25 protein-coding genes and 1 pseudogene are annotated in these 26884 nt (G+C 72.4%); 10 read left to right on the forward strand and 16 right to left on the reverse strand.

Annotated elements, in window-relative coordinates; translation table 11 throughout:
- Positions 1–544: 544 nt before the first annotated feature.
- A complete protein-coding gene (locus QNO09_RS01095; RefSeq protein WP_283968086.1) occupies positions 545–2404 on the reverse strand; it encodes a S9 family peptidase in 1860 nt (619 codons plus the stop codon).
- 102 nt (positions 2405–2506) lie between these two features.
- Between QNO09_RS01095 and QNO09_RS01100 the strand changes: the two are divergent.
- Positions 2507–2866 (forward strand): annotated as a pseudogene (locus tag QNO09_RS01100) (class I SAM-dependent methyltransferase); the annotation flags it as partial.
- Positions 2867–2924: 58 nt separating this feature from the next.
- Positions 2925–3719, forward strand: coding sequence for an SURF1 family protein (locus QNO09_RS01105; RefSeq protein ID WP_283968087.1), 795 nt, complete (start codon positions 2925–2927; stop codon positions 3717–3719).
- A gap of 196 nt (positions 3720–3915) precedes the next feature.
- Here the strand turns inward: QNO09_RS01105 and QNO09_RS01110 are convergent, their stop codons facing one another.
- From QNO09_RS01110 to QNO09_RS01125, 4 genes are all read right to left on the reverse strand, one after another.
- Positions 3916–4965: a hypothetical protein gene (locus QNO09_RS01110; protein WP_502962233.1), complete on the reverse strand. Its 1050-nt coding sequence runs from the start codon at positions 4963–4965 to the stop codon at positions 3916–3918.
- A 128-nt stretch (positions 4966–5093) separates the two neighbouring features.
- Positions 5094–5669: a SigE family RNA polymerase sigma factor gene (locus QNO09_RS01115; RefSeq protein WP_283968399.1), complete on the reverse strand. Its 576-nt coding sequence runs from the start codon at positions 5667–5669 to the stop codon at positions 5094–5096.
- Between the two features lie 524 nt (positions 5670–6193).
- Positions 6194–7270 carry an aspartate-semialdehyde dehydrogenase gene (locus QNO09_RS01120; RefSeq protein WP_283968089.1) on the reverse strand — a complete coding sequence of 359 codons (1077 nt, stop codon included), beginning with the start codon at positions 7268–7270 and terminating at the stop codon, positions 6194–6196.
- Positions 7270–8547, reverse strand: coding sequence for an aspartate kinase (locus QNO09_RS01125; RefSeq protein WP_031140483.1), 1278 nt, complete (start codon positions 8545–8547; stop codon positions 7270–7272). The genes QNO09_RS01120 and QNO09_RS01125 overlap by 1 nt, the downstream gene beginning before the upstream one ends.
- A 233-nt stretch (positions 8548–8780) precedes the next feature.
- Between QNO09_RS01125 and QNO09_RS01130 the strand changes: the two genes are divergently transcribed.
- Positions 8781–9491 carry a response regulator transcription factor gene (locus QNO09_RS01130; protein WP_283968090.1) on the forward strand — a complete coding sequence of 237 codons (711 nt, stop codon included), beginning with the start codon at positions 8781–8783 and terminating at the stop codon, positions 9489–9491.
- Complete coding sequence (locus tag QNO09_RS01135) at positions 9488–10882, forward strand: sensor histidine kinase (RefSeq protein ID WP_283968091.1); 1395 nt, start codon at positions 9488–9490, stop codon at positions 10880–10882. The genes QNO09_RS01130 and QNO09_RS01135 overlap by 4 nt, the downstream gene beginning before the upstream one ends.
- A gap of 6 nt (positions 10883–10888) precedes the next feature.
- Here QNO09_RS01135 and QNO09_RS01140 read toward each other — a convergent pair whose 3' ends face one another.
- A complete protein-coding gene (locus QNO09_RS01140) occupies positions 10889–11413 on the reverse strand; it encodes an SgcJ/EcaC family oxidoreductase (protein WP_283968092.1) in 525 nt (174 codons plus the stop codon).
- 172 nt (positions 11414–11585) lie between these two features.
- On the opposite strand from QNO09_RS01140, the gene QNO09_RS01145 reads away from it, so the two are divergent.
- On the forward strand, positions 11586–12422 hold the full coding sequence (locus tag QNO09_RS01145) for a PhzF family phenazine biosynthesis protein (RefSeq protein ID WP_283968093.1): 837 nt from the start codon (positions 11586–11588) through the stop codon (positions 12420–12422).
- Between the two features lie 4 nt (positions 12423–12426).
- Here the strand turns inward: QNO09_RS01145 and QNO09_RS01150 are convergent, their stop codons facing one another.
- The 3 genes from QNO09_RS01150 to QNO09_RS01160 all read right to left on the reverse strand — a co-directional run bounded on the left by QNO09_RS01150 (position 12427) and on the right by QNO09_RS01160 (position 14114).
- Positions 12427–13086: a DUF5063 domain-containing protein gene (locus QNO09_RS01150; protein WP_283968094.1), complete on the reverse strand. Its 660-nt coding sequence runs from the start codon at positions 13084–13086 to the stop codon at positions 12427–12429.
- Positions 13079–13678 carry a recombination mediator RecR gene (recR, locus tag QNO09_RS01155; RefSeq protein ID WP_248510666.1) on the reverse strand — a complete coding sequence of 200 codons (600 nt, stop codon included), beginning with the start codon at positions 13676–13678 and terminating at the stop codon, positions 13079–13081. The genes QNO09_RS01150 and recR overlap by 8 nt, the downstream gene beginning before the upstream one ends.
- 94 nt (positions 13679–13772) lie before the next feature.
- Positions 13773–14114, reverse strand: coding sequence for a YbaB/EbfC family nucleoid-associated protein (locus tag QNO09_RS01160; protein ID WP_078885280.1), 342 nt, complete (start codon positions 14112–14114; stop codon positions 13773–13775).
- 276 nt (positions 14115–14390) lie between these two features.
- Between QNO09_RS01160 and QNO09_RS01165 the strand changes: the two genes are divergently transcribed.
- Entirely contained in the window at positions 14391–15149 is a 759-nt protein-coding gene (locus QNO09_RS01165; protein WP_283968095.1) for an SLATT domain-containing protein, read from the forward strand.
- A 6-nt stretch (positions 15150–15155) separates the two neighbouring features.
- Here the strand turns inward: QNO09_RS01165 and QNO09_RS01170 are convergent, their stop codons facing one another.
- The 4 genes from QNO09_RS01170 to QNO09_RS01185 form a co-directional block, all read right to left on the reverse strand.
- On the reverse strand, positions 15156–16709 hold the full coding sequence (locus tag QNO09_RS01170; protein WP_283968096.1) for a substrate-binding domain-containing protein: 1554 nt from the start codon (positions 16707–16709) through the stop codon (positions 15156–15158).
- 130 nt (positions 16710–16839) lie between these two features.
- Complete coding sequence (locus QNO09_RS01175; RefSeq protein WP_283968097.1) at positions 16840–19227, reverse strand: serine/threonine-protein kinase; 2388 nt, start codon at positions 19225–19227, stop codon at positions 16840–16842.
- A 79-nt stretch (positions 19228–19306) separates the two neighbouring features.
- Positions 19307–19783 carry a MarR family winged helix-turn-helix transcriptional regulator gene (locus QNO09_RS01180; protein WP_283968098.1) on the reverse strand — a complete coding sequence of 159 codons (477 nt, stop codon included), beginning with the start codon at positions 19781–19783 and terminating at the stop codon, positions 19307–19309.
- Complete coding sequence (locus tag QNO09_RS01185; protein WP_283968099.1) at positions 19780–20409, reverse strand: type 1 glutamine amidotransferase family protein; 630 nt, start codon at positions 20407–20409, stop codon at positions 19780–19782. The genes QNO09_RS01180 and QNO09_RS01185 overlap by 4 nt, the downstream gene beginning before the upstream one ends.
- A gap of 161 nt (positions 20410–20570) precedes the next feature.
- Here QNO09_RS01185 and QNO09_RS01190 point away from each other — a divergent pair, with 161 nt between their 5' ends.
- The 3 genes from QNO09_RS01190 (at position 20571) to QNO09_RS01200 (ending at position 23519) form a co-directional block, all read left to right on the forward strand.
- Positions 20571–21926 carry an aspartate aminotransferase family protein gene (locus QNO09_RS01190; RefSeq protein ID WP_283968100.1) on the forward strand — a complete coding sequence of 452 codons (1356 nt, stop codon included), beginning with the start codon at positions 20571–20573 and terminating at the stop codon, positions 21924–21926.
- A gap of 118 nt (positions 21927–22044) precedes the next feature.
- Positions 22045–22746 (forward strand): GntR family transcriptional regulator, encoded by a 702-nt coding sequence (locus QNO09_RS01195; RefSeq protein WP_283968101.1) that lies wholly within the window; start codon positions 22045–22047, stop codon positions 22744–22746.
- A 122-nt stretch (positions 22747–22868) separates the two neighbouring features.
- Positions 22869–23519 carry a putative DNA-mimic protein gene (locus QNO09_RS01200; RefSeq protein WP_283968102.1) on the forward strand — a complete coding sequence of 217 codons (651 nt, stop codon included), beginning with the start codon at positions 22869–22871 and terminating at the stop codon, positions 23517–23519.
- Between the two features lie 9 nt (positions 23520–23528).
- Here QNO09_RS01200 and QNO09_RS01205 read toward each other — a convergent pair whose 3' ends face one another.
- Positions 23529–23822: a hypothetical protein gene (locus tag QNO09_RS01205; protein WP_283968103.1), complete on the reverse strand. Its 294-nt coding sequence runs from the start codon at positions 23820–23822 to the stop codon at positions 23529–23531.
- A gap of 135 nt (positions 23823–23957) precedes the next feature.
- On the reverse strand, positions 23958–25241 hold the full coding sequence (locus QNO09_RS01210) for an adenylosuccinate synthase (RefSeq protein ID WP_283968104.1): 1284 nt from the start codon (positions 25239–25241) through the stop codon (positions 23958–23960).
- A 185-nt stretch (positions 25242–25426) separates the two neighbouring features.
- Here QNO09_RS01210 and QNO09_RS01215 point away from each other — a divergent pair, with 185 nt between their 5' ends.
- Entirely contained in the window at positions 25427–26305 is an 879-nt protein-coding gene (locus QNO09_RS01215; RefSeq protein WP_283968105.1) for a diacylglycerol kinase family protein, read from the forward strand.
- A gap of 50 nt (positions 26306–26355) precedes the next feature.
- Here the strand turns inward: QNO09_RS01215 and QNO09_RS01220 are convergent, their stop codons facing one another.
- Positions 26356–26853 carry a GbsR/MarR family transcriptional regulator gene (locus QNO09_RS01220; RefSeq protein WP_283968106.1) on the reverse strand — a complete coding sequence of 166 codons (498 nt, stop codon included), beginning with the start codon at positions 26851–26853 and terminating at the stop codon, positions 26356–26358.
- Positions 26854–26884: the final 31 nt, after the last annotated feature.

A 26884-nucleotide genomic window follows, 5' to 3' on the forward strand; every position in this document is an offset into this window, starting at 1 on the left:
GCCCATTCCCTCCCCTGGCGTACGGACGGGGACGGCCGGGCGTTCAGGCAGCACCGTCCCCTTCTGGAACCGGTCGTCCCGGTGAGGCGGTCCTCCCCTCGCGGGGAGCGTTCCGAACCAAGGTCATACCGGGCGGTCCGCACAACCCGGACCGGCGGCATCACTACCAGGCCGGCCGCACAACCCAAGCCGACGGCATCAATTCCGGGCCGGCCGCACACCCCAGCCCGACGGCATCAGTACCGACCCGGCCGCACAACCCAAGCCCGCGGCATCAATTCCGGGCCAGCCGCACAACCCAGCCCGACGGCATCAGTACCGACCCGGCCGCACAACCCAAGCCCGCGGCATCAATTCCGGGCCAGCCGCACAACCCAGCCCGACGGCATCAGTACCGACCCGGCCGCACAACCCAAGCCCGCGGCATCAATTCCGGGCCAGCCGCACAACCCAAGCCGACGGCATCACTGCCCACCCGGCCGGCCAGCCGGGTCGGCGGTATCACCACCGGCCCGGCTGCGATGCCGTCGGCGCCCGGCCCGGGTTACGGACGTGAGCCCAGGTGCCGCTCGGCGAACTCCAGCTCCAGCCTGACCTGCTTGATCCGCTCGTCCACCACCAGGGAGCCGTGACCGGCGTCGTAGCGGTACACCTCGTGGACCGCGCCGCGCGCCTCCAGGCACTTGACGTAGTTCTCGATCTGGCGGATCGGGCAGCGCGGGTCGTTGACACCGGCCGAGATGTAGACCGGGGCCTTGACCTGGTCGACGTAGGTGAGGGGGGACGAGGCCTCGAAGCGCTCGGGGACCTCCTCGGGGGTGCCGCCGAGGAGGGTGCGGTCCATCGCCTTCAGCGCCTCCATCTCGTCGTGGTACGCCGTGACGTAGTCGGCGACGGGGACCGCCGCGATGCCGAGGGCCCACACGTCGGGCTGGACGCCGAGGCCGAGGAGTGTCAGGTAGCCGCCCCAGGAGCCGCCGGTGAGGATCAGGCGCTCGGGGTCGGCCAGGCCGGAGCCGACGGCCCACGCGCGGACGGCGGCGATGTCCTCGAGCTCGATGAGGCCGACCCGGTGCTTCAGGGCGTCCGTCCAGGCACGGCCGTAGCCCGTGGAGCCACGGTAGTTGACACGGATCACCGCGTAGCCGTGATCGACCCAGGCAGCCGGGGCCGCTGCGAAGGAGTCGCTGTCGTGCCAGGTGGGGCCGCCGTGGATGTCGAAGACCGTGGGGAGCGGGCCGGTGGTGCCCTGCGGCTTCTGGACCAGGGCGTGGATGCGCCCTCCCGGCCCCTCCACCCACACGTCCTCCACCGGCACCGAGCCGGGGGACTTCATGCCGGGCGGGTCGAGCACGACGCCGCCCGTCGTGGAGCGGACCGCCGGCGGCTCGGCGGCCGAGGACCACAGGTACTCCACGCTGCCGTCGGGCCGGGCCGTCGCGCCGGAGACCGTGCCGGGCGGGGTCGGGATCTCCGTCAGGGCGCGGCCGGCCAGGTCGTAGCGGAAGAGCTCGCTGCGGGCCTCGAAGCTGTGCACGATGAGCAGACCGCTGCCGTCCGGGTACCACTCGGCGCTGACGTCGCCCGGCAGTTCCAGCGCCAGGTCCGTCTGCTCGCCGGTGGCCACGTCCCACACCAGGGGCTCCCAGCGGCCGCGGCGCTGGTGGCCGATGAGCAGGCGTGTGTCGCCGTCGACGGGGGCGAAGCCGAGGACCTCCAGGCCCAGCTCGCGGGTGCCGCCCTCGGTGTCGTCGAGGTCGGCGACCGCCGTGCCGTCGGGGCGCAGGACGCGCAGCGCCGAATGCATCGCGTCGCCGTGCTCGGTGTGCTCGACGGCGATGAGCGAGCCGTCGTGGGAGAGGTCCCCGACGCCGGCCGATTCGCGGTGACGGTAGATCTCCACCGGTTCCCCGCCGCTGCGCACGAGGTGGATGGTCGTGCCGTCCTCGTCCGTGGAACGGCCCACGACGGCCGTGCGCCCGTCGCGCCCGAGGGCGAGGCCCGCCGGGTAGGAGGCCTCCAGGCCCGCGGCGGCCGGTTCGTCCGGGCCGCCCTCGAAGGCCTGGCGGCGCCAGACGCCGAACTCGTCGCCGTCCTTGTCGTCGAACCACCAGATCCACGCGCCGTCCGGGGACAGCACGCCGTCCGTGGTGCCGTTCGGCCGGTCCGTCACCTGGCGCTGCTCGCCCGTCGACCGGTCCCAGGCGTACAGCTCGTACGTCCCCGTGGCGTTCGAGACGAACAAGGAGCGGTCCGGTGCGTCCTCCGCCCAGTCGGGCAGGGACACCCGCGGCGCCCGAAAGCGCTTCTCCCACTCCGGCATCCGTTCCTGCTGTCCCTGCCGTACGTCCTGCTCGTGCTGGTCCCGCTGATGACGCGCGTCGGACGCGTTGCTCTCAGTCATGGCCCCATAGTGCCCGTCCCGGCCGACCATCCGCTGGCGAGGTCCCCAGCCTGTGGATAACCTCCACCGGTCCTCCCTCGGAGCAGGTCAGGAGTCACACTCCTGTACTCCCCCACCCCGGCCGACCGGAACGAGGCCAACCGCGCCCCGGTCAGGCCCCCTGCGCGACTTCGAGCTCCCGAAGTGGGCGAGGTCGGCAACCGCTCTCTGCTGCACCTGCAGTGCCCCATCCGGCCCGACACGCTGCCCTGGGCCCGGCACGGCGCCGCCCGCGTCGTCGGGCTCGACTTCTCCGAGCCCGCGATCGGCCTGGCCCGAGGGCCGGCCCGAGACCTCGGCCTCGCCCCGTACCGGGCGGCGTTCGTCGCGGCGGACGTGCCGGACGTGCACGACGCGGCGGACGCGGTCCCGGCCCCGGCCCCGGCCCCGGCCCCGTACGGCATCGTGTACACCGACCTCGGCCCGCCCCGGCGCCGACCCCGCGGGCCGGGGCCGCCCGGGAGCCCCGTACCGTGGGGGTGTGTACCGGTTTCTGCTGACGCCCCGATGGTGGGGGATCAACGTCTTCGTGCTGTTGTCCATCCCCTTCTGCATCTTCATGGGGTCCTGGCAGCTGGGCCGGTTCGAGGACCGTGTGCAGGACCATCGCGCCGCGACCGAGCAGGTCTCCGAGGCCCGGCGCGAGGCGCCCCGACCGCTCGCGGACATGCTGCCGGTGGACAAGGCGACGTCCGGGAAGCTCGTCACCGCGACCGGACGCTACGGCAAGCAGTTGCTGGTGCCCGGGCGGGAGCTCGACGGCAGGCAGGGCTTCTACGTGCTGACGCTGCTGCGGACCGGCTCGGGCCAGGCGCTGCCGGTGGTGCGGGGATGGCTGCCCGGTTCCGCCGGCACGGCGAAGGTTCCCGCCCCGCCGGCCGGTGAGGTCACCGTCACCGGGGCGCTGCAGGCGTCGGAGACGCCGGGGGACAACGGGGTCAGTGCGCGGGGCGGGCTGCCCGCCGGGCAGACGTCGGCGATCAGCGCGGCGTCACTGGTGAACCTGGTGCCGTACGACGTGTACGACGCCTGGGTCACGTTGTCGAAGGCCGACGCGGGGATGACGGCGGTGCCGGCCGCCGCGCCACCGGACTCGGGGCTGGATCTGAAGGCTTTCCAGAACCTGGGCTACACGGCCGAGTGGTTCGCCTTCGTGGGCTTCGTGATCTTCATGTGGTTCCGACTGCTGCGGCGTGAGGTGGAGTTCGCGCGGGATGCGGAGCTGGGGCTGGTGGCGGACGAGGAGCCGGTCGCCGTGGATGCCGCCGTGAGGTGAGCGGCATGGTGTAGAGCTCCGCCCGGCGGGCCCACAGCCCGAACCACGGGGTCTGCGTCTCCGCCCGGCCCGCGGCCGGTGCGGAACGGGCCGCCGGTGCGGAACGGGCCGCCGGTGCGGAACGGGCCGCCGGTGCGGAACGGACCACCGGGGCGCCCGCCCCGACCCGCCCGCACGCAGGCTCACGTCCGGGCGGTTACGACCCCGCCAGCACTCCCGTCCAGTACACCGTCCCCGCGCACGCGTTGGACACCGTGACCGAGGTACCGCCCGAGCCTGTGCCGGGGGTGTAGGCCACCGCGACGCTGCCGTCGACCGTGCCGTCCTCCGTGGCCAGCTGGGGGGCCGTGCCCGTGCCCGTGTCGCCGCCGGTGGAGGTGCCGGCCGTGGTCGACGGGTCCTCCGACGGGGTCGGGTCCGGGCTCGGGTCGGGACCACCGACGCTGCCACCGGGGGTGGGGCAGGTCTCGGAGGGGACCCAGGCGAACCTCACGTCGTAGCCGAGGCCCGGCTGGAGCACCAGCTGAGCGGCCTCCAGGGACGGGTCGGGCAGGAGCCCGGCCGCCGCGTCCCCGGCGGTGTGCCGGACGGCGCCGACCTTGCTCATGTCGGCCGCGCCCTGCGGCAGCGCGCTGACCGAACCGGGGCCGGTGACCGTGCAGGCCGCGCCGGAGACATTGACGACGCGGAAGGAGCCGGAGACCACGCCCGTGGAGTCCGGGGCGTTGCTGCTTCCGGAGGCGGGGCCGAGCTGGGCCGGGGTGCACACCGGGATGCCGGCGGCGGCGGTGGAGGAGGGGGCGGCGGTACCGCCCTGGGACGCGCCGGTGGGGGCGCCGGGCCCCTGGCCCTTGTCCTTCTCCTTCTTGTCGCCCTTCTCCTTGTCCTCGGTCTTGCCGGAGGAGCCGCCCGAGGTGCTCTCGCCGCCGTCCGGGTCCTTGCCCTCGCTCGCGCCGCCCTGGGCCTCGGAGGCGTGCCCGGCGACGGACGGGTTGGCGTCGGAGCCGGTGGCGTTGGAGACGTGGACGAGGGCGGGGACGGCGGTGCCGATGAAGAGGGCGGCGGCCGCCATGCCGACGACGGCCTGCCGCTTGCGGGCCCGCCGCTGCGGCACCGCCTTCCGCAGGTAGTCCAGGGTGCCGTCGCGCGGTTCCACCTCCTGCACCACTTGGTGCAGCATCGTGCGCAGGTCCAGCTCGTCCGAGTCGAACCCTTCGGGGTTCTGATCGTCGGGGCCGTGGTTCACAGTTCCGTTCCCAGCGTGCGATTGCTTCGGATCTTGCCCGTGCGGCCTGGTCGGCGCCCGCCACCCGTCGAGGCGCTCGACGGGCTCGGGGCGGTCGCGTCCCTTGCCGCCCGCGCCGTTGCCGTCACTCATACCGGGGCCTCCATGGCGACCCTGAGTGCCGCGATACCGCGCGAGCCGTACGCCTTGACCGAGCCCAGCGATATGCCGAGCGTCTCGGCGACCTGCGCCTCGGTCATGTCCGCGAAGTACCGCAGCACCAGCACCTCGCGCTGGCGGCGCTGCAGCCCTTTCATCGCCTTGATCAGGGAGTCGCGCTCCAGCTGGTCGTAGGCGCCTTCCTCGGCGCTGGCCATGTCGGGCATGGGCTTCGACAGCAGCTTCAGGCCGAGGATGCGGCGGCGCAGCGCGGAGCGCGAGAGGTTGACGACGGTCTGGCGCAGGTACGCCAGGGTCTTCTCGGGCTCGCGGACCCGCTTGCGGGCGGAGTGGACACGGATGAACGCCTCCTGGACGACGTCCTCGCAGGAGGCGGTGTCGTCGAGGAGGAGCGCCGCGAGACCCAGCAGCGAGCGGTAGTGCGCCCGGTAGGTCTCGGTGAGGTGATCGACGGTGGTACCGGCCGCTACGCCGTCCTCCGCGCCGTCGCGCTGGTTGGGTATGCGGGCCGGCCGCGCTGCGGGCACGGGCGCGATCACCGGCATGCCACCGGGCGTACCGGCCATGCGGGGTCGGAGAGCCGCCGGACGGGGCGGTCGAAGGACCGTGCCGCGTGCCGCGCTGAAGTCGAGTACCTCTGCCACGCCTGTTGGACACGCGTACCCCTGTGAGGGTTGTACGTGCCGGGCATCGCTTTCACGCCGACCGTCGCCGTCGCCGGTCTACCCGCGTCAGGCAGCACAACCGATGGTGCATTCAATGCCCTCATGCGTCCCGCTCTTCCCCTATGTCCATATGTGACCGGACGTCCCCACGCCCGGTGCCAGGCGTCCCCACGCCTGATGAAGCGCTCCCACGGTCGAAGGGTGACCGCAAAGACGCTCCCCGCCCTTCGCACGGTTGCGGAGAGCGGGGAGGTAAATCCTCTGATGCCGAAGCGCCCGGGACAAGTGATCCGCTCCATCGACCGGCTCACATGTCGTCCGCAGATCCTACAAACCGCCTATGACATCGGCCGGGGAATTTTCGGCACGACGAAACCTCACGAAAACCGGGCGGACCACCGGGTTCAGGACACCTCGGCCGCGACCAGCTCGGCGATCTGCGCGGTGTTGAGGGCGGAGCCCTTGCGCAGATTGTCCCCGCACACGAACAGTTCGAGCGCCGTGGGGTCGTCCAGCGCCCGCCGGACCCGCCCGACCCAGGTCGGATCGGTGCCGACCACGTCGGCGGGGGTGGGGAACTCCCCGGCGGCCGGGTTGTCGCACAGCACGACCCCGGGCGCCGTGGCGAGGATCTCGCGGGCCTTGTCGACGGTGACCTCACCCTCGAAGCGGGCGTGCACGGTCAGGGAGTGCGTGGTGATCACCGGAACCCGGACACAGGTGACGGCCACGGGGAGGCCGGGCAGGCCGAGGATCTTGCGGGACTCGTCCCGCACCTTCAGCTCCTCCGAGGACCAGCCGTCCTCCTGGGCCGTACCGGCCCACGGCACGACGTTCAGGGCGACCGGCTCCGGGAACGGCCCGGTGTGGTCCCCGACGGCCCGGCGGACGTCACCGGGGCTGGTGCCGAGCTCCGTGCCCGCGACGAGGGAGAGCTGCCGGCGCAGGATCTCCACGCCGGCGCGCCCGGCGCCGCTGACGGCCTGGTACGAGGAGGCGACCAGCTCGCGCAGCCCGAACTCGGCGTGCAGCGCGCCCAGGGCGACGATCATGGAGAGCGTCGTGCAGCTGGGGTTGGCGATGATCCCGCGCGGGCGCATCCGCACGGCGTGCGGGTTGACCTCGGGCACGACGAGCGGCACGTCCGGGTCCATCCGGAACGCCCCGGAGTTGTCGACGACCACCGCGCCCTTGGCGGCGGCGAGGGGCACCCACCGCTCGGCGACCTCGTCGGGGACGTCGAACATGGCGACGTCGACCCCGTCGAAGACCTCCTCGGTGAGCGCCACGACCTCGGTCTCCTCGCCGCGCACGGCCAGCTTGCGGCCGGCCGAGCGCGGGGAGGCGACGAGTCGGATCTCGCCCCAGATGTCCGCCCGCTGGGACAGGATCCGGAGCATGACCGTGCCGACGGCTCCGGTCGCTCCCACCACGGCGAGCGTCGGGCGTCCGGACCGGCCGGTTCGGTCGGGTCCGGCCATCAGCGGCCGGTGCCTCCGTAGACGACGGCCTCGTCGCTGTCGGAGTCGAGCCCGAACGCGGAGTGCACCGCGCGGACGGCCTCGGGCACGTCGTCGGCGCGCGTGACGACCGAGATGCGGATCTCCGAGGTCGAGATCAGCTCGATGTTGACGCCCGCGTCGGACAGGGCCGTGAAGAAGTCGGCCGTGACGCCCGGGTTGGTCTTCATGCCGGCGCCGACGAGGGAGATCTTGCCGATCTGGTCGTCGTAGCGCAGCGAGTCGAAGCCGATGCCGGCCTTGTTCTTCTCGAGCGCGTCGATGGCCTTGCGGCCCTCGGTCTTCGGCAGCGTGAAGGAGATGTCCGTCAGACCCGTGGAGGCGGCGGACACGTTCTGCACGACCATGTCGATGTTGATCTCGGCGTCGGCGATCGTGCGGAAGATCGAGGCCGCCTCGCCCGGCTTGTCCGGCACACCGACGACCGTGACCTTGGCCTCGGAGGTGTCGTGCGCGACACCGGAGATGAGAGCCTGCTCCACCTGCTTGTCCCCTTGCGTAATCGGCTCGCTGCTGACCCAGGTGCCCTGAAGTCCGCTGAAGCTGGACCGGACGTGGATCGGGATGTTGTACCGGCGGGCGTACTCCACGCAGCGGTGGAGCAGCACCTTCGACCCGGACGCCGCCAGTTCGAGCATGTCCTCGAAGGAGATCCAGTCGATCTTCCGGGCCTTCTTCACCACCCGCGGGTCGGCGGTGAACACACCGTCGACGTCGGTGTAGATCTCGCAGACGTCGGCGTCGAGGGCGGCGGCGAGGGCCACCGCCGTGGTGTCGGAGCCGCCGCGGCCGAGGGTGGTGATGTCCTTGGTGTCCTGGCTGACGCCCTGGAAACCGGCGACGATCGCGATGTTGCCCTCGTCCACCGAGGTCTTGATCCGGCCCGGCGTGACGTCGATGATCCGGGCTTTGTTGTGGACCGAGTCGGTGATGACACCTGCCTGGCTGCCGGTGAACGACTGGGCCTCGTGGCCCAGCTTTTTGATCGCCATGGCCAGCAGGGCCATGGAGATCCGCTCTCCGGCGGTCAGCAGCATGTCGAGCTCGCGCCCGGCAGGCATCGGGGAAACCTGCTCGGCGAGATCGATCAGCTCGTCCGTCGTGTCGCCCATCGCGGAAACCACGGCAACCACCTGGTTGCCGTTCTGCTTCGCTTCCACGATCCGCTTGGCGACGCGCTTGATGCCCTCGGCATCGGCTACGGAGGAGCCTCCGTACTTCTGCACGACAAGGCCCACGTGCGCTCCTCGCTCAATCCGTCTCTGTCCGCTCATACGCATTCGTACCGCGGTCGGCTCAGTTTAACGAGCGTCCGAAAAACCCCTCCGCGATATCGCATGGTGAGATCCGGGCGCGCCCGTCCAGAGTGGCTCATGCCCATCTGGGCACGGGCCACTCGGAAAGTGCCCGGCGTCACAATCCGCGTCCGGGCGAGCCCGGTGACGCAACTCTCAAGCACTAGGGTTCGGCTGTGCGCGTACTCCTGGTGGAAGACGATGAACCGGTCGCCGAGTCCCTGCGCCGTGGCCTGAAGCGCTACGGCTTCGAGGTCGAGTGGGTCACCACGGGCGGGGCGGCCCTGCGGCACGCGGGGCCGTACGACGTCGTCCTGCTGGATCTCGGCCTGCCCGACACCGACGGCCTGGACGTCTGCAAGACGCTGCGCGAGCGCGGCGACGTGCCGATCATCGTGATCAGCGCCCGCAGTGACGAGACGGACCGGGTGGTCGGCCTGGAGCTCGGCGCGGACGACTACGTCTCCAAGCCGTTCGGCGTCCGGGAGGTCATCGCGCGTATAAGGGCCGTCATGCGCCGCACGCGGCCCAGCACGCCCACGGGCACACCCGACGCCGGTCCCGACCGCTACGGCACCCGCCTGACCGTCGACCGCAGGGCCGCCCGGGTGCGCCTCGACGGCGAGGAGGTCGCCCTCGCGCCCAAGGAGTACGACCTGCTGGCCTTCCTCACCGAGGAGCCCGGGGCGCTGATGTCGCGCGAGCAGATCATGGAAGCGGTCTGGGACGCGAACTGGTTCGGGCCGACGAAGACACTGGACGTGCACGTGGCGGCGCTGCGGCGCAAGCTCGCGGGGGCGATCACCATCGAGGCGGTGCGCGGGGTCGGCTTCCGGCTGGAGATCACCCAGGACCCCGGCCCCGACGGGAGCGGCGCCGCCTCATGATCCGCCAGCTCGTCCGCAGCTACGTCCTGCTCGTCGCGGTCGCGATCGCGCTGTTCACCGTGCCGGTGGCGTTCACGCTCACGAACCAGCTGCGCCAGGACACCAGGTCGGCCGTATTGCGCGAGGCCGACGCCATGGCCCTGCTGCTGGGCGACGGCCGGGCCGCCTCCTGCGAGGCCCTGGAGCAGATGGCCAGGGCCTACGACGACGAGATCCAGGTGACCCGCACCGCGGACTGCGCGGCGGACCTGCCGCGGCCGACGGCCGACGCGGCACTGACCCGCGCCCTGAAGGACGGCACGCCCACGACCGACTGGGGCTCCTCCTTCATCTGGGGCCCCGAACTGGTGATCACCGTGCCCGCCCGCGCGGCCGGCACGGACCGCGTCGTCGGCGCCGTGCGCATCGTCTCCTCGACCGGCGAGATGACCGGCCGCCTCTGGCAGATCTGGGGCTTCCGGGCGGTCCTCGCCGTACTCGTCCTCGCGGTGGCCGCGCTGCTCGGCGTCGTGGTGGCCCGGCGGCTCACCCGGCCGCTGCGCCAGCTCAACGACATGGCCAGCAGGTTCAGCGACGGCGATCTGACCGCCCGCTCCCCCGTCACGGGCCCGCCCGAGACCCAGACCCTGGCGCGCACCCTCAACCAGGGCGCCGAACGCCTGGACACGCTGATCGCGGCCCAGCGCATCTTCGTCGCGGACGCCTCCCACCAGCTGCGCACCCCGCTGACGGCGCTGCGGTTGTCCCTGGACAACATCGCGGACGGCGTGGACGACGAGTTCGTACGGGAGGACGTGGAGCAGGCGACGGCGGAGGTCGTGCGGATGAGCCGGCTGGTCAGCGGGCTGCTGGTGCTGGCCCGGGCCGAGGCGAAGGTGACCGCGGCCGAGCCGCTCCCGCTGATGGACATCGTGCGGGAGCGGCTCGCCGTGTGGAGGCCGGCCGCCGACGAGCGCGGAGTCACCATCGCGCTCGGGGGGAGTGCCGACGGCCGGCTGTCCGTGCTGTCCAGCCCGGGCCATCTGGACCAGATGCTGGACAACGTGCTCTCCAACGCCCTGGAGGTCTCACCCGACGGCGGGACGATCACCGTGCGGGTGGAGCCCCGGGGCGAGGTGGTGGGGGTGTCGGTCCTGGACGAGGGGCCCGGCATGTCGGACGCCGAGAAGTCCCGGGCCTTCGACCGGTTCTGGCGCGGACAGGGCCTGACCGGCAAGTCCGGCTCCGGCCTCGGTCTCGCCGTCGTCAAGCAGCTGGCCACGGACGACGGCGGGACCGTGGCGCTGACGGACGCCGCCCCGGTCCCGGCTTCGCTCGACCGGGGGCATCCCCGGGGGCGCGGCCTGTGCGTGACGATCACGCTCCGGGCGGCCCACCGGGGCGGCGGTTGACCCGGCTCAGCCCTGCGGCATCTTCGACGAGTGGTGGTTCACGATCAGCCACCTGCCGTTCGGCTGCTTCTCGTAGGCGTAGGTGTAGCGGGCCTTGACGGTGCTCTTCTCGCCCGTGTCGTGGTCGGTGAGCGCGAACTCGTACACACCGGTGTCGATGACGGTGTCACGGTCGAGGACGTTGACGACCGACTCGACCTTCGTCCCGACCGGCTTGTTCCGCAGGAAGTGCTCGAAGTAGTCGACGATCCCGGCTCTGTCCGCGCGGACCTCGTTGGAGACGGTCGGCAGCAGGACGGCGTCCTTCGCGTACAGGTCGGCGACCTTCTGCGGGTCGCCGGTCCCCAGCGCGGCGTTCCAGCGGTCGAACAGTCCGAGCACCTGCGCCGTGGACACCGGCTTGGCGTGCTTCGCGCCCTTGCTCCCGGAGTCGGCCCCGGCGACCCCGGCACCGAGGGCGAAGGTGCCCGTGGCCAGGACCGCGGTGGCGGTGACGACGGCTATGCGACGGCGGACGGGGCGGCGGTTCATGACGTCTCCAGTGCGATCGAGGGGAGTTGACCTGCCTCCGCGTGCTCTGCGGTGGAAGTGACTCCAGCCTCGCGTTTCACCTGCCAGGGGCCGTACAGCCCGCGTACAGGGCCCGTACAAGGAGCCCCAAAATCACGCTGCGTGACACGGCGCCGGACGCTACCGTCGGGGCATGGAGATACTGCGCTACGTGGCGTTCAGCACGGATCCCGAGGGCGGCAACCCGGCGGGGGTGGTGCTCGACGCAAGCGGCGCCGACGACGCGGCGATGCTGGCGGCAGCGGCCGAACTGGGTTATTCGGAAACGGCGTTCGCGGTGCAGTCCGGCGACGGCTCCCTGGACGTCCGCTACTTCAGCCCGCTCGCCGAGGTGCCGTTCTGCGGCCACGCGACGATCGCCACGGCCGTCGCCCACGCGGAGCGGCACGGCACCGGGCGACTTCTGCTGCGCACCGCGGCGGGCCCGGTCACCGTCACCACGGACCGCTCCGCGGACGGCACCCTCGTGGCGACCCTGGTGAGCGTCACGCCGCGCACCGTCCCGCTCGCGGAGGCCGACCTCGCCGCGCTGCTCGCGATCCTCGGCTGGTCCGCCGAGGACCTGGACCCGGCCCTGCCGCCCCGCGTGGCCTTCGCCGGTGCCTGGCACCCGATCGTCGCCGCCGCGAGCCGGGAGCGGCTGGCGGACCTGGACTACGACATGGCGGCGCTCACCGCCCTCATGGCCCGCAGGGACTGGACCACGATCGACCTGGTGCGGCGGGAGTCACCCACCGTCTACCACGCGCGCAACCCGTTCCCGCCCGGCGGGGTGGTAGAGGACCCGGCGACGGGAGCGGCGGCGGCCGCGTTCGGCGGCTATCTGAGGGAACTCGAACTCGTGTCCGTGCCCGCGACGCTGACGGTCCATCAGGGCGCGGACATGGGCCGCCCGAGCACGATCACGGTGTCGGTGCCGGCGGACCCGCACAGCGGAATCGGCGTCACCGGCACGGCCGTTCGCATCTGACCGGCTACTTCGCCGGGCGCAGACCCAGGGGCCCGGCGATCTCCTCGGCCATCACCCGGCCCGCCTCGATCTCCAGGGTGTCGTCGCCCATGCCCTGGTCCGTGTCCAGGCCGTCGAGTTCGGCGAGGGGCTGGTCGAGGCGGACGTGGGCGAGGACCGACTGCAGGGCGCGCAGGGTGGCCGACGCGGTGGAGCCCCAGTTGGAGAAGTAGGAGAACTGCCACCACCACAGGGCCTCGCTGGTACGGCCCGCGCGATAGTGGGCCATGCCGTGCCGCAGGTCGGCCATGACGTCGGCCAGGTCGTCGGAGATCCGGGCCGGCACGGGCGCCTTGCGGGGCTCGTAGGGGTCGAAGACCTCGGAGTAGACGTCGATCGGCTCCAGCAGACGGGCCAGGTTCTCGCGGAGCGCGTCGACGTCCGGCTCTGGGCCCGAGTCGGGTTCGTAGCGCTCGTCGGGCACGATGTCCTCGTGCGCGCCGAGCCGGCCGCCGGCCAGGAGCAGTTGCGAGACCTCCAGCAGGAGGAAGGGCACGGCCGATTCCGGCTCGTCGCCCTTGGCGACCTCCGTGACGGCGACCAGGAAGCTCTCGATCTGGTCCGCGATCTGGACCGCGAAGTCGTCCGGGTTCTGGTCGGTCGCGTGCAGCGTGGCGTCAGACATCTAGGAGTCGTCTCCCCTCGAAGGCGCGGCCGAGTGTGACCTCGTCCGCGTATTCCAGGTCGCCACCCACCGGGAGGCCGCTGGCCAGGCGGGTGACCTTCAGGCCCATGGGCTTGATCATGCGGGCGAGGTACGTCGCCGTCGCCTCGCCCTCCAGGTTCGGGTCCGTGGCGAGGATGAGCTCGGTGACCGTGCCGTCGGCGAGACGGGCCAGCAGCTCCCTGATGCGCAGATCGTCCGGGCCCACCCCGTCGATCGGGCTGATCGCGCCGCCCAGCACGTGGTAGCGGCCCCGGAACTCACGGGTGCGTTCGATCGCCACGACGTCCTTCGGCTCCTCGACCACGCAGATGACGGCCCGGTCGCGGCGGGTGTCGCGGCAGATGTTGCACAGCTCCTCCTGTGCGACGTTGCCGCAGGTCGCGCAGAAGCGGACCTTCGCCTTGACCTCCATCAGGGCCTGCGCGAGACGCCGTACGTCCGTCGGCTCGGCCTGGAGGATGTGGAAGGCGATCCGCTGCGCGCTCTTCGGACCGACGCCGGGCAGCCGTCCCAGCTCGTCGATCAGGTCCTGGACCACGCCTTCGTACAACGGACTGCCCTTCCTGGGTCTTCGGGGTCGGTACGCACCGTCCCGTACGTACCGTAGTTGTCAGCCGCCTGTCCGAGGAAGGCGGTGCGCCGGGTCAGAACGGCAGGCCGGGGATGCCGCCGCCGCCCAGCCCCTGCGCGAGCGGGCCCAGCTTCTGCTGCTGGAGCGCCTGCGCGTTCTCGTTGGCCGCCTGGACGGCCGCCACGACCAGGTCGGCGAGGGTCTCGGTGTCCTCGGGGTCCACCGCCTTCGGGTCGATCTTCAGGGCGCGCAGCTCGCCGGCGCCGGTGACGGTGGCCGTCACCAGACCGCCGCCCGCCTGCCCGTCGACCTCCGTCTGCGCCAGTTCCTCCTGCGCCTGTGCCAGGTCCTGTTGCATCTTCTGGGCCTGCTGGAGCAGCTGCTGCATATTGGGCTGGCCACCACCGGGGATCACGATCAGCTCCTTGCTCGGTACGGGTTTTCCCGTTCGGCACGAGCCTACGTGGTCGGGGCTGCCGTCGCCCCAGCACTCTTTCGAGTGAGTCCCCCTCGCGCCCTATACCCGATCAAGGAATACTTCCGGGCGGAAAAGAGGCGAAAGCTACATCTTCGCCACCCATTGGGAGGTAGGAAGGGTCGGGCGCGTTCGGGAGGCGGCCTTTCGTCCCTCGCGCAGCGTGATCGGTGAGTGAACCGTGCGTGGTCATTCGTGGTCGGTGAGGAGTGCCGGGTGGGTCAGCCGGAGATGCAGCCCGAGGGGCCGCCTCAGGACGGGCGGGGCGAGCAGGCGGCGGCCGGGCTGCGGCCGGGCGATCTGACCGGGCGGGTCTTCCCGCTCGGGGACTGGGGCGAGCCGGCGGTCCGGCTGGACGAGCTGTACCGGTGGGTGGAGCGCGGGGCGCTGCGGACGGCGGCCTGGTACCTCGTGGACCGGGTGTGGAAGCGGCGGTGCGCGCGGGTGCTGCGCTGCGGGGCCGCGGCCGGGGCGGTCACCGGGGTCGCGCTGCCCCTGCTGGATCTGACCGGCGTCGCGAACGGGATCGCGCCGTGGGGGTGTCTGGCGCTGCTGCTGGGCGCGGCGTGCATGGCCGTCGACCGGTACTTCGGGGTGACGTCCGGGTGGATGCGGGACGTGGCCACCGCGCAGGCCGTGCAGCGGCGGCTCCAGGCGCTGCAGTTCGACTGGGCGGCGGAGAGTGTGCGGGAGGTGCTGGGGCCGGCGGAGGGGACGGCCGGCGAGGCCGCTGAGCGGTGCCTCGGGGTGCTGCGGAGGTTCTCCGAGGACGTGACGGAACTGGTGCGGGTGGAGACGGCGGACTGGATGGGGGAGTTCCGGCCGGGGGGTGCCGCGCCGGTGGGGTTGCAGACGGTGGTGTTCCCCGGACCGGTGCGCGGCCCCGAGGCGGGGGTGAACGGGCGGTTCGCCGTGCCTCCGGCGGGGGGCGCACGGCCGAACATGCCCCGGCAGCGGCCGCCCGAGCCGCGCTGAGGAGCCTCACCTCGCGCCGTCGCGCCCGCACAGGGTGAGCCCTTCCGGGCTCCAGCACGGCAGGTGGCCGTGGGTGCGGATGACGTCCTGGCCGTTGCCGCGGGCCAGGTACGTGAGGAAGCTCGACGCGAGGGAGTCGGCCGGGGGGCGGCCGTAGGTGTAGGCGTACTCGATCTCGCGGTACGGGTAGTCGCTGGTGCCGTGCTCGATGGCGTCGACCGAGGCGGGATCACCGTCCAGCCGCAGGGAGTGCAGGCCCTCGGCGCGGGCGGCCAGGTTGAGTTCGCTGTAGCCGATGGCGCCGGGCAGGCCGGCGACCGTGGCCAGGACCTGTTCGGTCGAGTCGAGTTCGCAGCGCAGGACGGCTGCCGTCGGGTCGTCCTTGTGGACGCAGTCGACGGAGGAGTTGGCGATCTCGCCCCGGCCCAGCACCCGGCGCTGGAAGACCTGTCTCGTCCCGGAGTTGGCGTCCCGGCTGACCAGGCGCACGGGCAGGTCGGGGCCGCCGAGCTGCCGCCAGTTGCGGATCTCGCCCCGGTAGAGGCGCCTGACCTCGTCGGTGGACAGGTCCGTCAGCCTCACCTCGTCGTTGACCACGAGCGCGAAGACGGACACCGCCACCCGGTTCTCCCGCAGGTCGGGCAGGCCGGGGGGCTTGGGGCCGTCCGACAGGGCCACCACCGGCGGGGAGCCCCTGGAGTCCCCTCTCGCCCGGGCGCCGGCGGCCGTGAGCTCGCGTATCCCGGCCGTCGAGCCGTGGGCGTCCACGTCGATGACCGGATCGCCGCCGCAGTCCCGCTCGTACTTCGCGGCCACCTCGCGCAGGACGGGTGCGAACGCGGTCGAGCCGGTGAGGGTGAGGGTGCCGCTCGCGCAGCCGATCGGGGGCGGGGTGTCGTCCTGGGCGACGACGATCGCGGCCAGGGCGATCACGCTCGCCGTGAGGGTGAGGGTGATCAGCCGTGCGGGCCGGCTGAACAGCGGGGGCTTGTCGTCGGGCGTGGCGCTGCGGTTGGGGTGCACCTCGCCGTCGCGCAGTCCGCCGACCAGCCGGATCTCGTCGCCGACGTCCCCGCCGGACAGGAGCACGAGCAGCTTGAAGTGGTCGCCGCGGTTGAGCGGCACGCGCGGGATGCGCAGGGTGTTCCCGTCGTAGGCGAAGCCGCGGCCGGCGGTGAAGTGGTCCATGAGGTGATCGGTGTCGGACGGCTGGGTGACCGAGACGCCGCGGACCGTCCGGCCGGTGAACACCGCGGTCAGACCGTGCAGTTCGGGGCCGGTGTAGTCGTCGTGGTCGATGCCCTGCGAGCCGTCGTTCTCGATGCGCAGCAGGACGAGCGTCGCGTCGGACATGTCGGGAGCCTCGTCGAACAGGCCGAGGCGGCGGTTGGCGCGGCCCGAGCGCACGTCGTCGCCGATGGGGTTGTCCATCTGGACGCGATAGCCGATCAGCTTGCGGCGCGGCACCCGGCGTTCGTACCAGACCATCACGCCCGAGGCGATGACGCCGAGGAGGGCCGTGGCCACGGCCACGAGGTTCTCCGCGCTCAACCACTCCATCGTGGGTGCCCCCGCAGCCGCCCGGACGATTCGATCGTCCGGTCACCGTACGTCCGCGCGAGCGCCCATCCGGTTTTCGTCGGCCGGAATTCGCCCGACGTTCAACGACCTTCTGTCCCAGAGGAGTTGGTCACTGCTTCGTGTACGTCAGCCGTTCCCCGCTGCTGGTGTTCACACGCTGGAGCGTGCCGTCCGGGAGGAGGGTGATCTCGGTGGCCGCGCCCGGGGTGCACGCCGTGCGGGGCTGCCCGACCTTCACGCTGGACGGGCCGATCCTCAGCGCACCGTCGGAACCGGGCTGCGCGGTCAGCCGCCCCTCGAACACGCAGTGGTAGGTGCCGCCGCCCTTGGTCGGGCCGTCGGCCACGAGGGACAGGACCGTGTCGCCGGGTCCGCCCTGCTGGATGGTGAGCGAACGGCTGTGCTCGCCGTCGGCGTTGTCGATGGTCGTGGCCCAGGTGGCGAGGTACCCGGTCGGGATCGTGCCGTTGGCCGGGGAGGGGGAGGTGTCGGGCTGCGAGGTCGTCGGGGACGGGCTCGGGGTGGTCGGGGGCGCGCCCGTGCTGTGCGTGGGGCCGGGGCGGTCGTCGGCCCGGTCGTCACCGCCGCCCTGCATCAGCGCGTACACCGACCCGCCCGCGGCGAGCGCGACGCCCAGGGCGATCACGACCAGCATTGCGGTGGAACGACCGCCTCCGCGCGGCGGTGGCTGCGGGGGGCCGTAGGGCGGGGTCGGGCCGTAGGGCGGGGTGGTACCGAGACCGCCGTAGGCGGGATGGGGCGGGGCGACGCCCGGGGCACCGGGCTGGGGGTGCTGCTGGGGGTAGCCGTACGCCGGGTACGCGGCCGGGGCCGGCTGCGTCCGCGGGTGGGACGGGGCCGCGGTGGCCGGGAGTTGCCGGGGCGCCGGGGGCGCGCTCTGCCCCGCGACCATGGTGGGCAGGTGGTTCACCGGCGGCCCCTCCCCCGGCAGGCCCGGCGCGGGCGGCCCCGGGGTCGCGGCGGGCGCCGCCGCGCCGACCGCGGGCAGCGCCGGGCGTGGCGACGACTCGTCGGCGGCGGGCGCGTGTTCGGGGGTCGGGCCGGGACCGCCGGAGGGGGCGGACGGCATGGTAGGACCGGGACCGGGGGGTCCGGCAGGGGCGGGCGGTGCGACGGCGCCTGCCCCTGGGGCCCCGGCCGGGACGGGCGGAGCTGCGGGACCGGGCACGGAACCGGGGACCCCGGAGGGCCCGAGCGGTGGCACGGCGCCGGGGGCGGAACCGTGCTGACCGGCGGGAACCGGCACGGAACCGGGGACCCCGGAGGGCCCGAGCGGTGGCACGGCGCCGGGGGCGGAACCGTGCTGACCGGCGGGAACCGGCACGGAACCGGGGACCCCGGAGGGCCCGAGCGGTGGCACGGCGCCGGGGGCGGAACCGTGCTGACCGGCGGGAACCGGCACGGAACCGGGGACCCCGGAGGGCCCGAGCGGTGGCACGGCGCCGGGGGCGGAACCGTGCTGACCGGCCGGCTCGGCTCCGGGACGCTCGGCGGTACCGGCCGGCAGGGCCACGGCACCGCCCTGCTGCCCCGCGGGGGTGCCGCCCCCCTCGCCTTCCGGATCCTCCGCGTCCAGCAGCCGTACGGCGTGCCGCCCCAGCTGGGCGACCAGTGCGCTCGGCAGCCACGGGTCGAGGGCGCGGCCGTCGGAGACGGTGTCGTCGGCACCCGTGCGTTGCAGGACGCGGTCGAGGGAGGGCCGGGCGGCGGGGTCCTTGCGCAGGCAGTCGCGGACGAGGTCGGCGATGCCCTCGGGGACGCCTTCCAGGTCCGGTTCCTCCTGGGCGACGCGGAACATCAGGGCGTGCACGCCGCTGTTGGCGGTGCCGAAGGGCAGGGCGCCGGTCGCGGCGTAGGCGAGGACCGAGCCGAGGCAGAAGACGTCGCACGCCGGGGTGATGCGGTCGCCGCGCACCTGCTCGGGCGCCATGAAGCCGGGCGATCCGACGAGCGCGCCGGTGCGCGTGAGCCCGCCGTCCGTCACCGTCTCCAGCGCGCGGGCGATGCCGAAGTCGATGACGCGCGGGCCGTCGATGGTGACCAGCACGTTGGACGGCTTGAGGTCGCGGTGGACGATGCCGGCGGCGTGGATGTCCTTGAGCGCGTGCGCGAGCCCGGCCGCGAGGATGCGGACCGTCCGTTCGGGCAGGGCACCGTGGTCGTGCCCGACGACCTGCTGGAGACTCGGCCCGGCGACGTACCCCGTGGCGACCCACGGCACCGCCGCCTCGGTGTCCGCGTCGAGCACCGGCGCGGTCCAGTGGCCGCCGACCCGCCGAGCGGCCCGCACCTCCTGCCGGAACCGCTCCCGGAACTCCTCCTGCGCGGCGAGTTCCTCACGGACCAGCTTCACGGCGACCGTGCGGCCACGCTCCGAGCGGGCCAGATAGACGTGCCCCATACCCCCGGCACCGAGGCGTGCCAGCAGCCGGTACGCGCCGATACGCGGCGGATCCCCGGGCCCCAGCTTCTCCATCGCTCAGCCGCCTTCCCCCCACATGCGAGCAACGGATCGAGAATAGTGCGGGTCGGGGCCGGGGTGGTCCGGACGAGGTCTACGGTTCCGTAACAGGCGGAGGGTGGGTGCCGGGCAGTCCCACCTGGTCGAGTGCCTGCGTCAGCCGTTCCAGCGTCCGCACCGCCTCCATGAGCTCCGTCTCGCCGAACGCCTCGGCCAGCCGGTCGGCGAACGCCGCGTGCCCGGGGTCGATCCGGGCGATCGCCGCACGGCCCTGGCCGGTCGGCGCGAGGAGCTTGGCGCGGCGGTGCGCGGGGTTGGGCCGGTACTCCGCCAGGCCCTGCTCGACCAGCAGGTCGGCGATGCGCTGCACGCTCTGCCGGGTGATGCCCATGGCGCGGGCGATGCCGGAGACGGGCAGCGGTTCGCCGAGGACCGCGCCGAGCACCTGCCACCAGGCGGCCGTGAGCCCGGCGGGACGGGCCAGTTCCTCCGCGACGGCGAGGAACTGGCCGTTGAGCCGGAACACCCCGAGGGCGCTGCGGCTGAGCAGGTCCTGACGCTCGCGGCTCACAGCGCGCCGGCCTTCTCCAGCACCTCGTACGCCTGGGCGTCGGAGTCGTGGAACAGCCGGTACCAGGCGTCGAGCACCTCGGCGTCGTAGACCCCGAGCAGGCGGAGGATCTCGCGGGCGAAGGCGACGGGTTCGGTCGGGCCCGCGGTGACCAGGCCGCCGTCGGTGACGGCGTCGGCCTCGACGTAGCGTCCGCCGCCCGCGTAGCCGGTCGCGGCCAGGTAGAAGGAGACCGCGCTGGTGTGATCGCGGTCGTCGAGCAGGCCTTCCCGGGCGAGGCCGGCGGTGGCGCCGCAGATCGCGGCGACGGGGACGCCCGCGCGGAGGAACTCCCCGGCCTTGCGGGCGAAGGGGGCGAGGTCGCCCGAAGCGTCCCAGAGGTCGGCGCCCGGGAGGATCAGCAACGCGCTGTCCTCGGGGCGCAGGTCGTCCAGCGCGAGGTCGGGCCCGATGCGCAGACCGCCGACGCTCCTCACCGGGGCCGTGGACGGGCCGACGGTGCGGATCTCCCGGCCGGCGCGGGCGAGCTGGGCCGTGGCATGGCCGGTCTCCCAGTCGGCGAGGGTGTCGTAGACGGCGAGATGGACGGGCTTGCCGTGCCGGGCGGTGGTGGTGGTGGCGTTCATGGCTCCTCCTCGGTCCCATGCGCTTATGACAGCATCCTGTCGATTAGACAGGACACTGTCAACAGCGCCCGTACCGTCTGGACAACCTGTCGCGGAAAGCCGCCGACGCCAGACAGGCCGCCGATTTCACCGCCCTCTCCCCCGCACCTACGCTCGCCCGCATGACCCCTCAGCCGAACCCCGAAGCCGGCGCCGCCGTGAAGGCCGCCGACCGCGACCATGTGTTCCACTCCTGGTCCGCTCAGGAGCTCATCGACCCGCTCGCCGTCGCCGGTGCCGAGGGGTCGCACTTCTGGGACTACGACGGCCGGCGCTACCTCGACTTCTCCAGCGGGCTCGTCTACACGAACGTCGGCTACCAGCACCCGAAGATCGTCGCCGCGATCCAGGAGCAGGCCGCGAGGATGACGACCTTCGCCCCCGCCTTCGCCGTCGAGGCACGGTCGGAGGCGGCCCGGCTGATCGCCGAGCGGACCCCCGGCGATCTGGACAAGATCTTCTTCACCAACGGCGGCGCCGACGCCGTCGAGCACGCGATCCGGATGGCCCGCCTGCACACGGGCCGCCCCAAGGTGCTCTCGGCGTACCGCTCGTACCACGGCGGTACACAGCAGGCCGTGAACATCACCGGCGACCCGCGCCGCTGGGCCTCCGACAGCGGCACGGCCGGGGTCGTGCGCTTCTGGGCGCCCTACCTCTACCGCTCCCGCTTCCACGCCGAGACGGAGGAGCAGGAGTGCGCGCGGGCGCTGGAGCACCTGGAGACGACGATCGCCTTCGAGGGGCCCTCGACTGTCGCGGCGGTCATCCTGGAGACCATCCCGGGCACGGCCGGGATCATGGTCCCGCCGCCCGGTTATCTCGCCGGGGTGCGGGAGATCTGCGACCAGCACGGGATCGTCTTCGTCCTGGACGAGGTCATGGCCGGGTTCGGGCGGACCGGTGAGTGGTTCGCGGCGGACCTGTTCGGCGTCACGCCCGACCTGCTCACCTTCGCCAAGGGCGTGAACAGCGGATATGTGCCGCTGGGCGGGGTGGCGATCTCCGGCGCGATCGCGGAGACCTTCGGCAAGCGGCCGTACCCCGGCGGCCTGACGTACTCCGGGCACCCGCTGGCGTGCGCCGCCGCCGTCGCGACGATCGGCGTGATGGCCGAGGAGGGCGTCGTGGAGAACGCGGCCCGGCTGGGCGAGTCCGTCGTCGGGCCGGAGCTGCGGGCGCTCGCCGAGCGGCACCCGAGCGTCGGCGAGGTGCGCGGCGTGGGCATGTTCTGGGCGCTGGAGCTGGTGCGCGACCGCGCGACGCGGGAGCCGCTGGTGCCGTACAACGCGGCCGGTGAGGCGAACGCGCCCATGGCCGCCTTCGCCGCCGCCGCGAAGAAGGGCGGGCTGTGGCCGTTCGTGAACATGAACCGGACGCACGTGGTGCCACCCTGCAACATCAGCGAGGCGGAGCTGAAGGAGGGCCTCGCGGCGCTGGACTCGGCGCTCTCGGTGGCGGACGAATACACGCGGTAAAGACCTGTAAACTCGTCAGTAACCGACATTCTCGCGCCTCATCCGAACGCGTAAGGTGGCGTGCTCGTAGACATAGACGCGCACGCCACCCGAACGCGACGAGGGAGACGCCCTGACCATGCCCGCCAGCACCGGCAACGGCGCCGTGACGCGCAGCACCCTGCGGCAGCAGATCGCCGACGCGCTTCGTGACGAGGTGCTGGCCGGGCGGCTCCAGCCCGGGCAGGAGTTCACGGTCAAGGAGATCGCCGAGCAGTACGGGGTGTCCGCGACACCGGTGCGCGAGGCGCTGGTCGACCTCTCCGCGCAGGGGCTCCTGGAAGCCGACCAGCACCGCGGCTTCCGGGTCCGCGAGTACTCGGTCGAGGACTTCCGCGGCATGATCGAGGCCCGCGGGCTGGTCATCGAGGGGATGTTCCTCGCGCTGACCGAGGGACGCCCCAACGCGGTGCGGCCGGACGATCCCCGGGCCGCCGCCGTCGTCGCCGGGGTCCGCCGGCGCGGCGAGGAGGCGCAGCGGGCCGCCGCAGCCGGTGATCTCACCGTCCTCATCGGCTACGACCTGCGCTTCTGGCGCGAGCTCGGCGCCTGCTTCGGCAACCCCTACCTCGCCGACTTCCTGCACCGGCTGCGCGTCCAGACCTGGGTCTGCGCGGTGCAGCACCTGCGCCGGCTGACCGATCTGCGCGGCGAGCTGTGGGCCGGTCACACCGAGCTGGTCGAGGCCCTGATCGACCGCGACAACGACACCGCCCGGGCGATCATCGCCGCGTACAACAGGCACTCGCTCAGCCTGATCGAGCGGCTCGCCTCCGGATGACCCGAGTCGTCGCTGTCCGTATGGGTATGGGACATGCACGGCGGGAGCCGTGACCGCGGCGCACCGCTACCCTTCTTGACCATCGTGCTACCCGACCACCCGCGCTGAGCGAGGAGCCTTCTTTGGCCTGTGACCTGTGGCTGGTACCGCTCGTCGACGTGTTGTGCCACACGCCGGACAACCCCTTCGCCGAGGAACTCGCGCAATACAACAAGGTGCTCGCGGAGGCCGGTCTGCCGCCGGTGCCGGTGTACCAGTACATGCCGGGCCTGTCCGGCGAGGTCGCCCCGGTCGCGGGCTTCGACTACGACGCGCTGCACTTCCTGCGCCGCGTCTATCTGCTCCAGGTGTGCGGCCTGCCGGTGACGCCGGTGGACGAACTGGGCGGCGACTACGAGCAGTTGCTGGAGATGTTCGAGTCGACGGCCCAGCAGTCGCACCTGGTCTGGCACTACGACCACGCGGGCGCCTACGTCCCCGTCGACTTCCCCAGTCCGCTCGCCGACGACGATCTCCTCGCGGGCGGCGGCCCGCTGGGCTCCTCGCACGCCCTGCTGCGGGAGCTGGAGCTGGTCGCCCCGGCGCTCGGCATCGACCCGGCCAACCCGCCGGCGGCCCCCCAGCCGCCGCTCGCCCCGACGGAGCTGGAGGAACCCGCCGTTCCCGCCCCGTACGACCCGAGCCCGTTCGCCCGTGAACGGCACGTCTGGCTCGGGCTGCACGCGGCCGTGACCCGCAGCCTCGCCCAGGGGTCGATGATCGTCTTCAGCTGAGCCGGCGGCTCAGCGTCCCAGCTGCGAGAGGCCCTTCTGCACGTCCTCGACGTTCATCACCGGCGTGTAGGTGATCTCCGCGCCGAGGTGGAGGAAGAACGGTTCGCTGAGCACCGGCATCTGCGAACTGTCCTGCATGTCGAAGACCAGGAAAGCGGTGCGCTTGCCGTGGTCGGAGGTGAAGTAGGCCGCTTCGGGCTTGATCTGTTCCAGCGACTCCTGGATCAGCTTCCCCATGGTGCCGTTCCGGATGGCCTCGTTGGCCTTCTCCGTGTCCATGGACGCCTTGAGCAGTACGCGCATCGCACTCACCTTCTTCTGGTCGACGCACGCGGGGGTATGGCTTCAGCGTATGCCCGTTCCCGAGAACTCACCCTGCGAAGGAACGCGGGCCGCCCCCCGTGCGCACAGGGGGCGGCCCGCGGACGCGGAAGCGGGTCAGATGAACGAGTTGATCTCGATCGTCTCGTCCCGGCCCGGGCCGACGCCGATCGCGGAGATCGGGGCGCCGGACATCTCCTCCAGCGCCTTCACGTACGCCTGGGCGTTCTTCGGCAGGTCACCGAAGGTCTTCGCCTTGGAGATGTCCTCGTTCCACCCCGGGAGCATCTCGTAGACCGGCTTGGCGTGGTGGAAGTCGGTCTGGGAGTACGGGAGCTCCTCGACGCGCTTGCCGTCGATCTCGTACGCCACGCAGACCGGGATCTGCTCCCAGCCGGTGAGGACGTCGAGCTTGGTGAGGAAGAAGTCGGTCAGGCCGTTCACGCGGGTCGCGTAGCGGGCGATGACCGCGTCGAACCAGCCGCAGCGGCGGTCACGGCCGGTGGTGACACCGCGCTCACCGCCGATGCGGCGCAGCGCCTCGCCGTCCTCGTCGAACAGTTCGGTCGGGAACGGACCGGCGCCGACCCGGGTCGTGTAGGCCTTGAGGATGCCGATGACCCGGCTGATCTTCGTCGGGCCGACACCGGCGCCGGTGCAGGCGCCGCCCGCGGTCGGGTTCGACGAGGTGACGAAGGGGTACGTGCCGTGGTCGATGTCGAGGAGCGTGCCCTGGCCGCCCTCGAACAGCACGACCTTGTCCTCCTCCAGCGCCCGGTTGAGGACCAGGACGGTGTCGGCGACGTACGGCGCGAGCTTGTCGGCGTAGGCCAGCAGTTCCTCGACCACCTGGTCCACGGCGATCGCGCGCCGGTTGTAGAGCTTGGTGAGGATCTGGTTCTTGGCGTCGAGGGCCGCCTCGACCTTCTGCGTGAGGATCGACTCGTCGTACAGGTCCTGCACGCGGATGCCGACGCGGTTGATCTTGTCGGCGTAGGTCGGGCCGATGCCGCGCCCGGTCGTGCCGATCTTCCGCTTGCCGAGGAAGCGCTCGGTCACCTTGTCCACCGTCACGTTGTACGGGGTGATGATGTGCGCGTTTCCGCTGATGAGGAGCTTGGACGTGTCGACGCCACGCTCGTTCAGACCGCTCAGCTCGGAGAGCAGGACCGACGGGTCGACGACGACGCCGTTACCGATGACCGGCGTGCAGCCGGGAGACAGGATTCCGGAAGGGAGGAGGTGCAGTGCGTACTTCTGGTCACCGACGACCACCGTGTGGCCGGCGTTGTTGCCGCCCTGGTAGCGCACTACATAATCCACTGAACCACCGAGCAGGTCGGTGGCCTTTCCCTTGCCTTCGTCACCCCACTGAGCACCGAGCAGCACAAGTGCGGGCACGCGCGTACACCCCTTCCGGGTGGGGCATGTCCATGGTCGAGGGCGCACGCGGAAGTATGGAGCCGCGTGCACCGCGACCGCCGTTGGCCGCCAACCGTCGGACCGGATGCCCCGGAATAGACGAAGCCCCTGGCGCAATAGCGCAAGGGGCTCTTGCACAAAGATGCTACCCGAGGAAGCGAGGCATGGCCGAGGTGGCGACTTCCGCGACGTCCGAGCAGCTGTTGGTGGTGGTCGACCCGGTCGCCCGTAGGTCGGACGGCGAGTCCGTCAGGATCGCGAAAGACGTGCTCGGCGCGGGTGCCGGCATGAAGCTGTGCCTGCCGGACGGGCCCGAGGAATTCGCGCGGGCACTGGCCCGGCGGGGCTCCCGGCGTCCGGTGGTGGTGGGCGACGACCGGGCCCTGATCCGTGCGGTGGCGCTGCTGCACCGCCACCGGGAGCTGGCCGGATGCGCGCTGTCGGTGGTGCCGGTCGGGGGTGCGCAGTCCCTGGCCCGGTCGCTGGGGGTGCCGGCGGGGACGGTGGCGGCGGCGCGGGCGGTGCTCGACGGGGTCGAGCGGCGGATGGACCTGATGGTCGACGACAGTGACGGGGTGGTGCTCGGGGCGCTGCGGATACCGCCGCTCTCGCCCTTCCCGGCGGCCGAGGATCCGGGAACCGAGGATCCCGAGGGCGCGACGGGCCGTCCGTGGCTGCGGACCTGCCAGTACCTGGTTCGCACCCTGGTCCCGGCCGGCCGCCCGTCCCGGCTCGCCGCCGCGCCCGAACCGGGGCCGTCCCGGCTGCGGGTCGAGGTGGACGGGGAGACCCTCGTCGACCTGAACCAGCCGGTGGAGGCGGTGTCGGTGTCCCCGGGCGCCGCGGGGATCGCGTCGGTGGAGGTCAGGCCGCTGTCGGTGGGGGCCGAGGCCTCTCCGCTGCTCGCGCGGGGGCGGACGGTGACGGTGTCGGGGGCGCACTTCCGCTACCGGGCGGACACGGTGGTGTCGGGGCCGGTACGGACCCGGACCTGGGTGGTGCGGGAAGGAGCCTGGGGGCTGACGGTGCCGGCGGGGCACTGAGCCGCACCGTACGGCTGCGAGGGCGGCCCTCGCCGCGGGGCACACGCTCCTCACTCCCGGCCGAACATCTTCTCCCTGTGCGCCCTCCAGCGCTCCATCATCGCCGCGACCTCGTCCTCGACGAACTCGAAGAACGCGAGCGTCTCGGCCATACGGCGGCCCGCCGGGGTGTCGGCGCCCAGGCTGGTGAGGCCCTCGCGCAGGGCGCCTTCCCAGCGCTTGATGACGGCCTCACGGTTGGTCAGCGCCTCGTACCACTGGTTGCCGTGCACCCGGTAGCGCTCCTTGCGCGATCCGGGTTCCCGTTCCCGCGAGACCATGTGCTGCTGCGCCAGGTAGCGCACCGCCCCGGACACCGCCGCCGGACTGATCCGCAACTGTTCGCCCAGTTCGGCGGAGGTCATCGCGCCCTCGTCCGAGGAGAGCAGCGCGACGAAGACGCGGGCGGGCATCCGCGGCAGGCCCGCCTCCACGAGCTGCGCCGCGAAGGACTCGACGAACCTCGACACCGCCTCGGCGTCCCGCGCGTTCCCGGCTGATCCTGTCATGGGGCCCACCCTATCCAGGATTCAAAAGGTT

Source organism: Streptomyces sp. 378, assembly GCF_030124145.1.
In the GTDB taxonomy this organism is placed as follows: Bacteria; Actinomycetota; Actinomycetes; order Streptomycetales; family Streptomycetaceae; genus Streptomyces.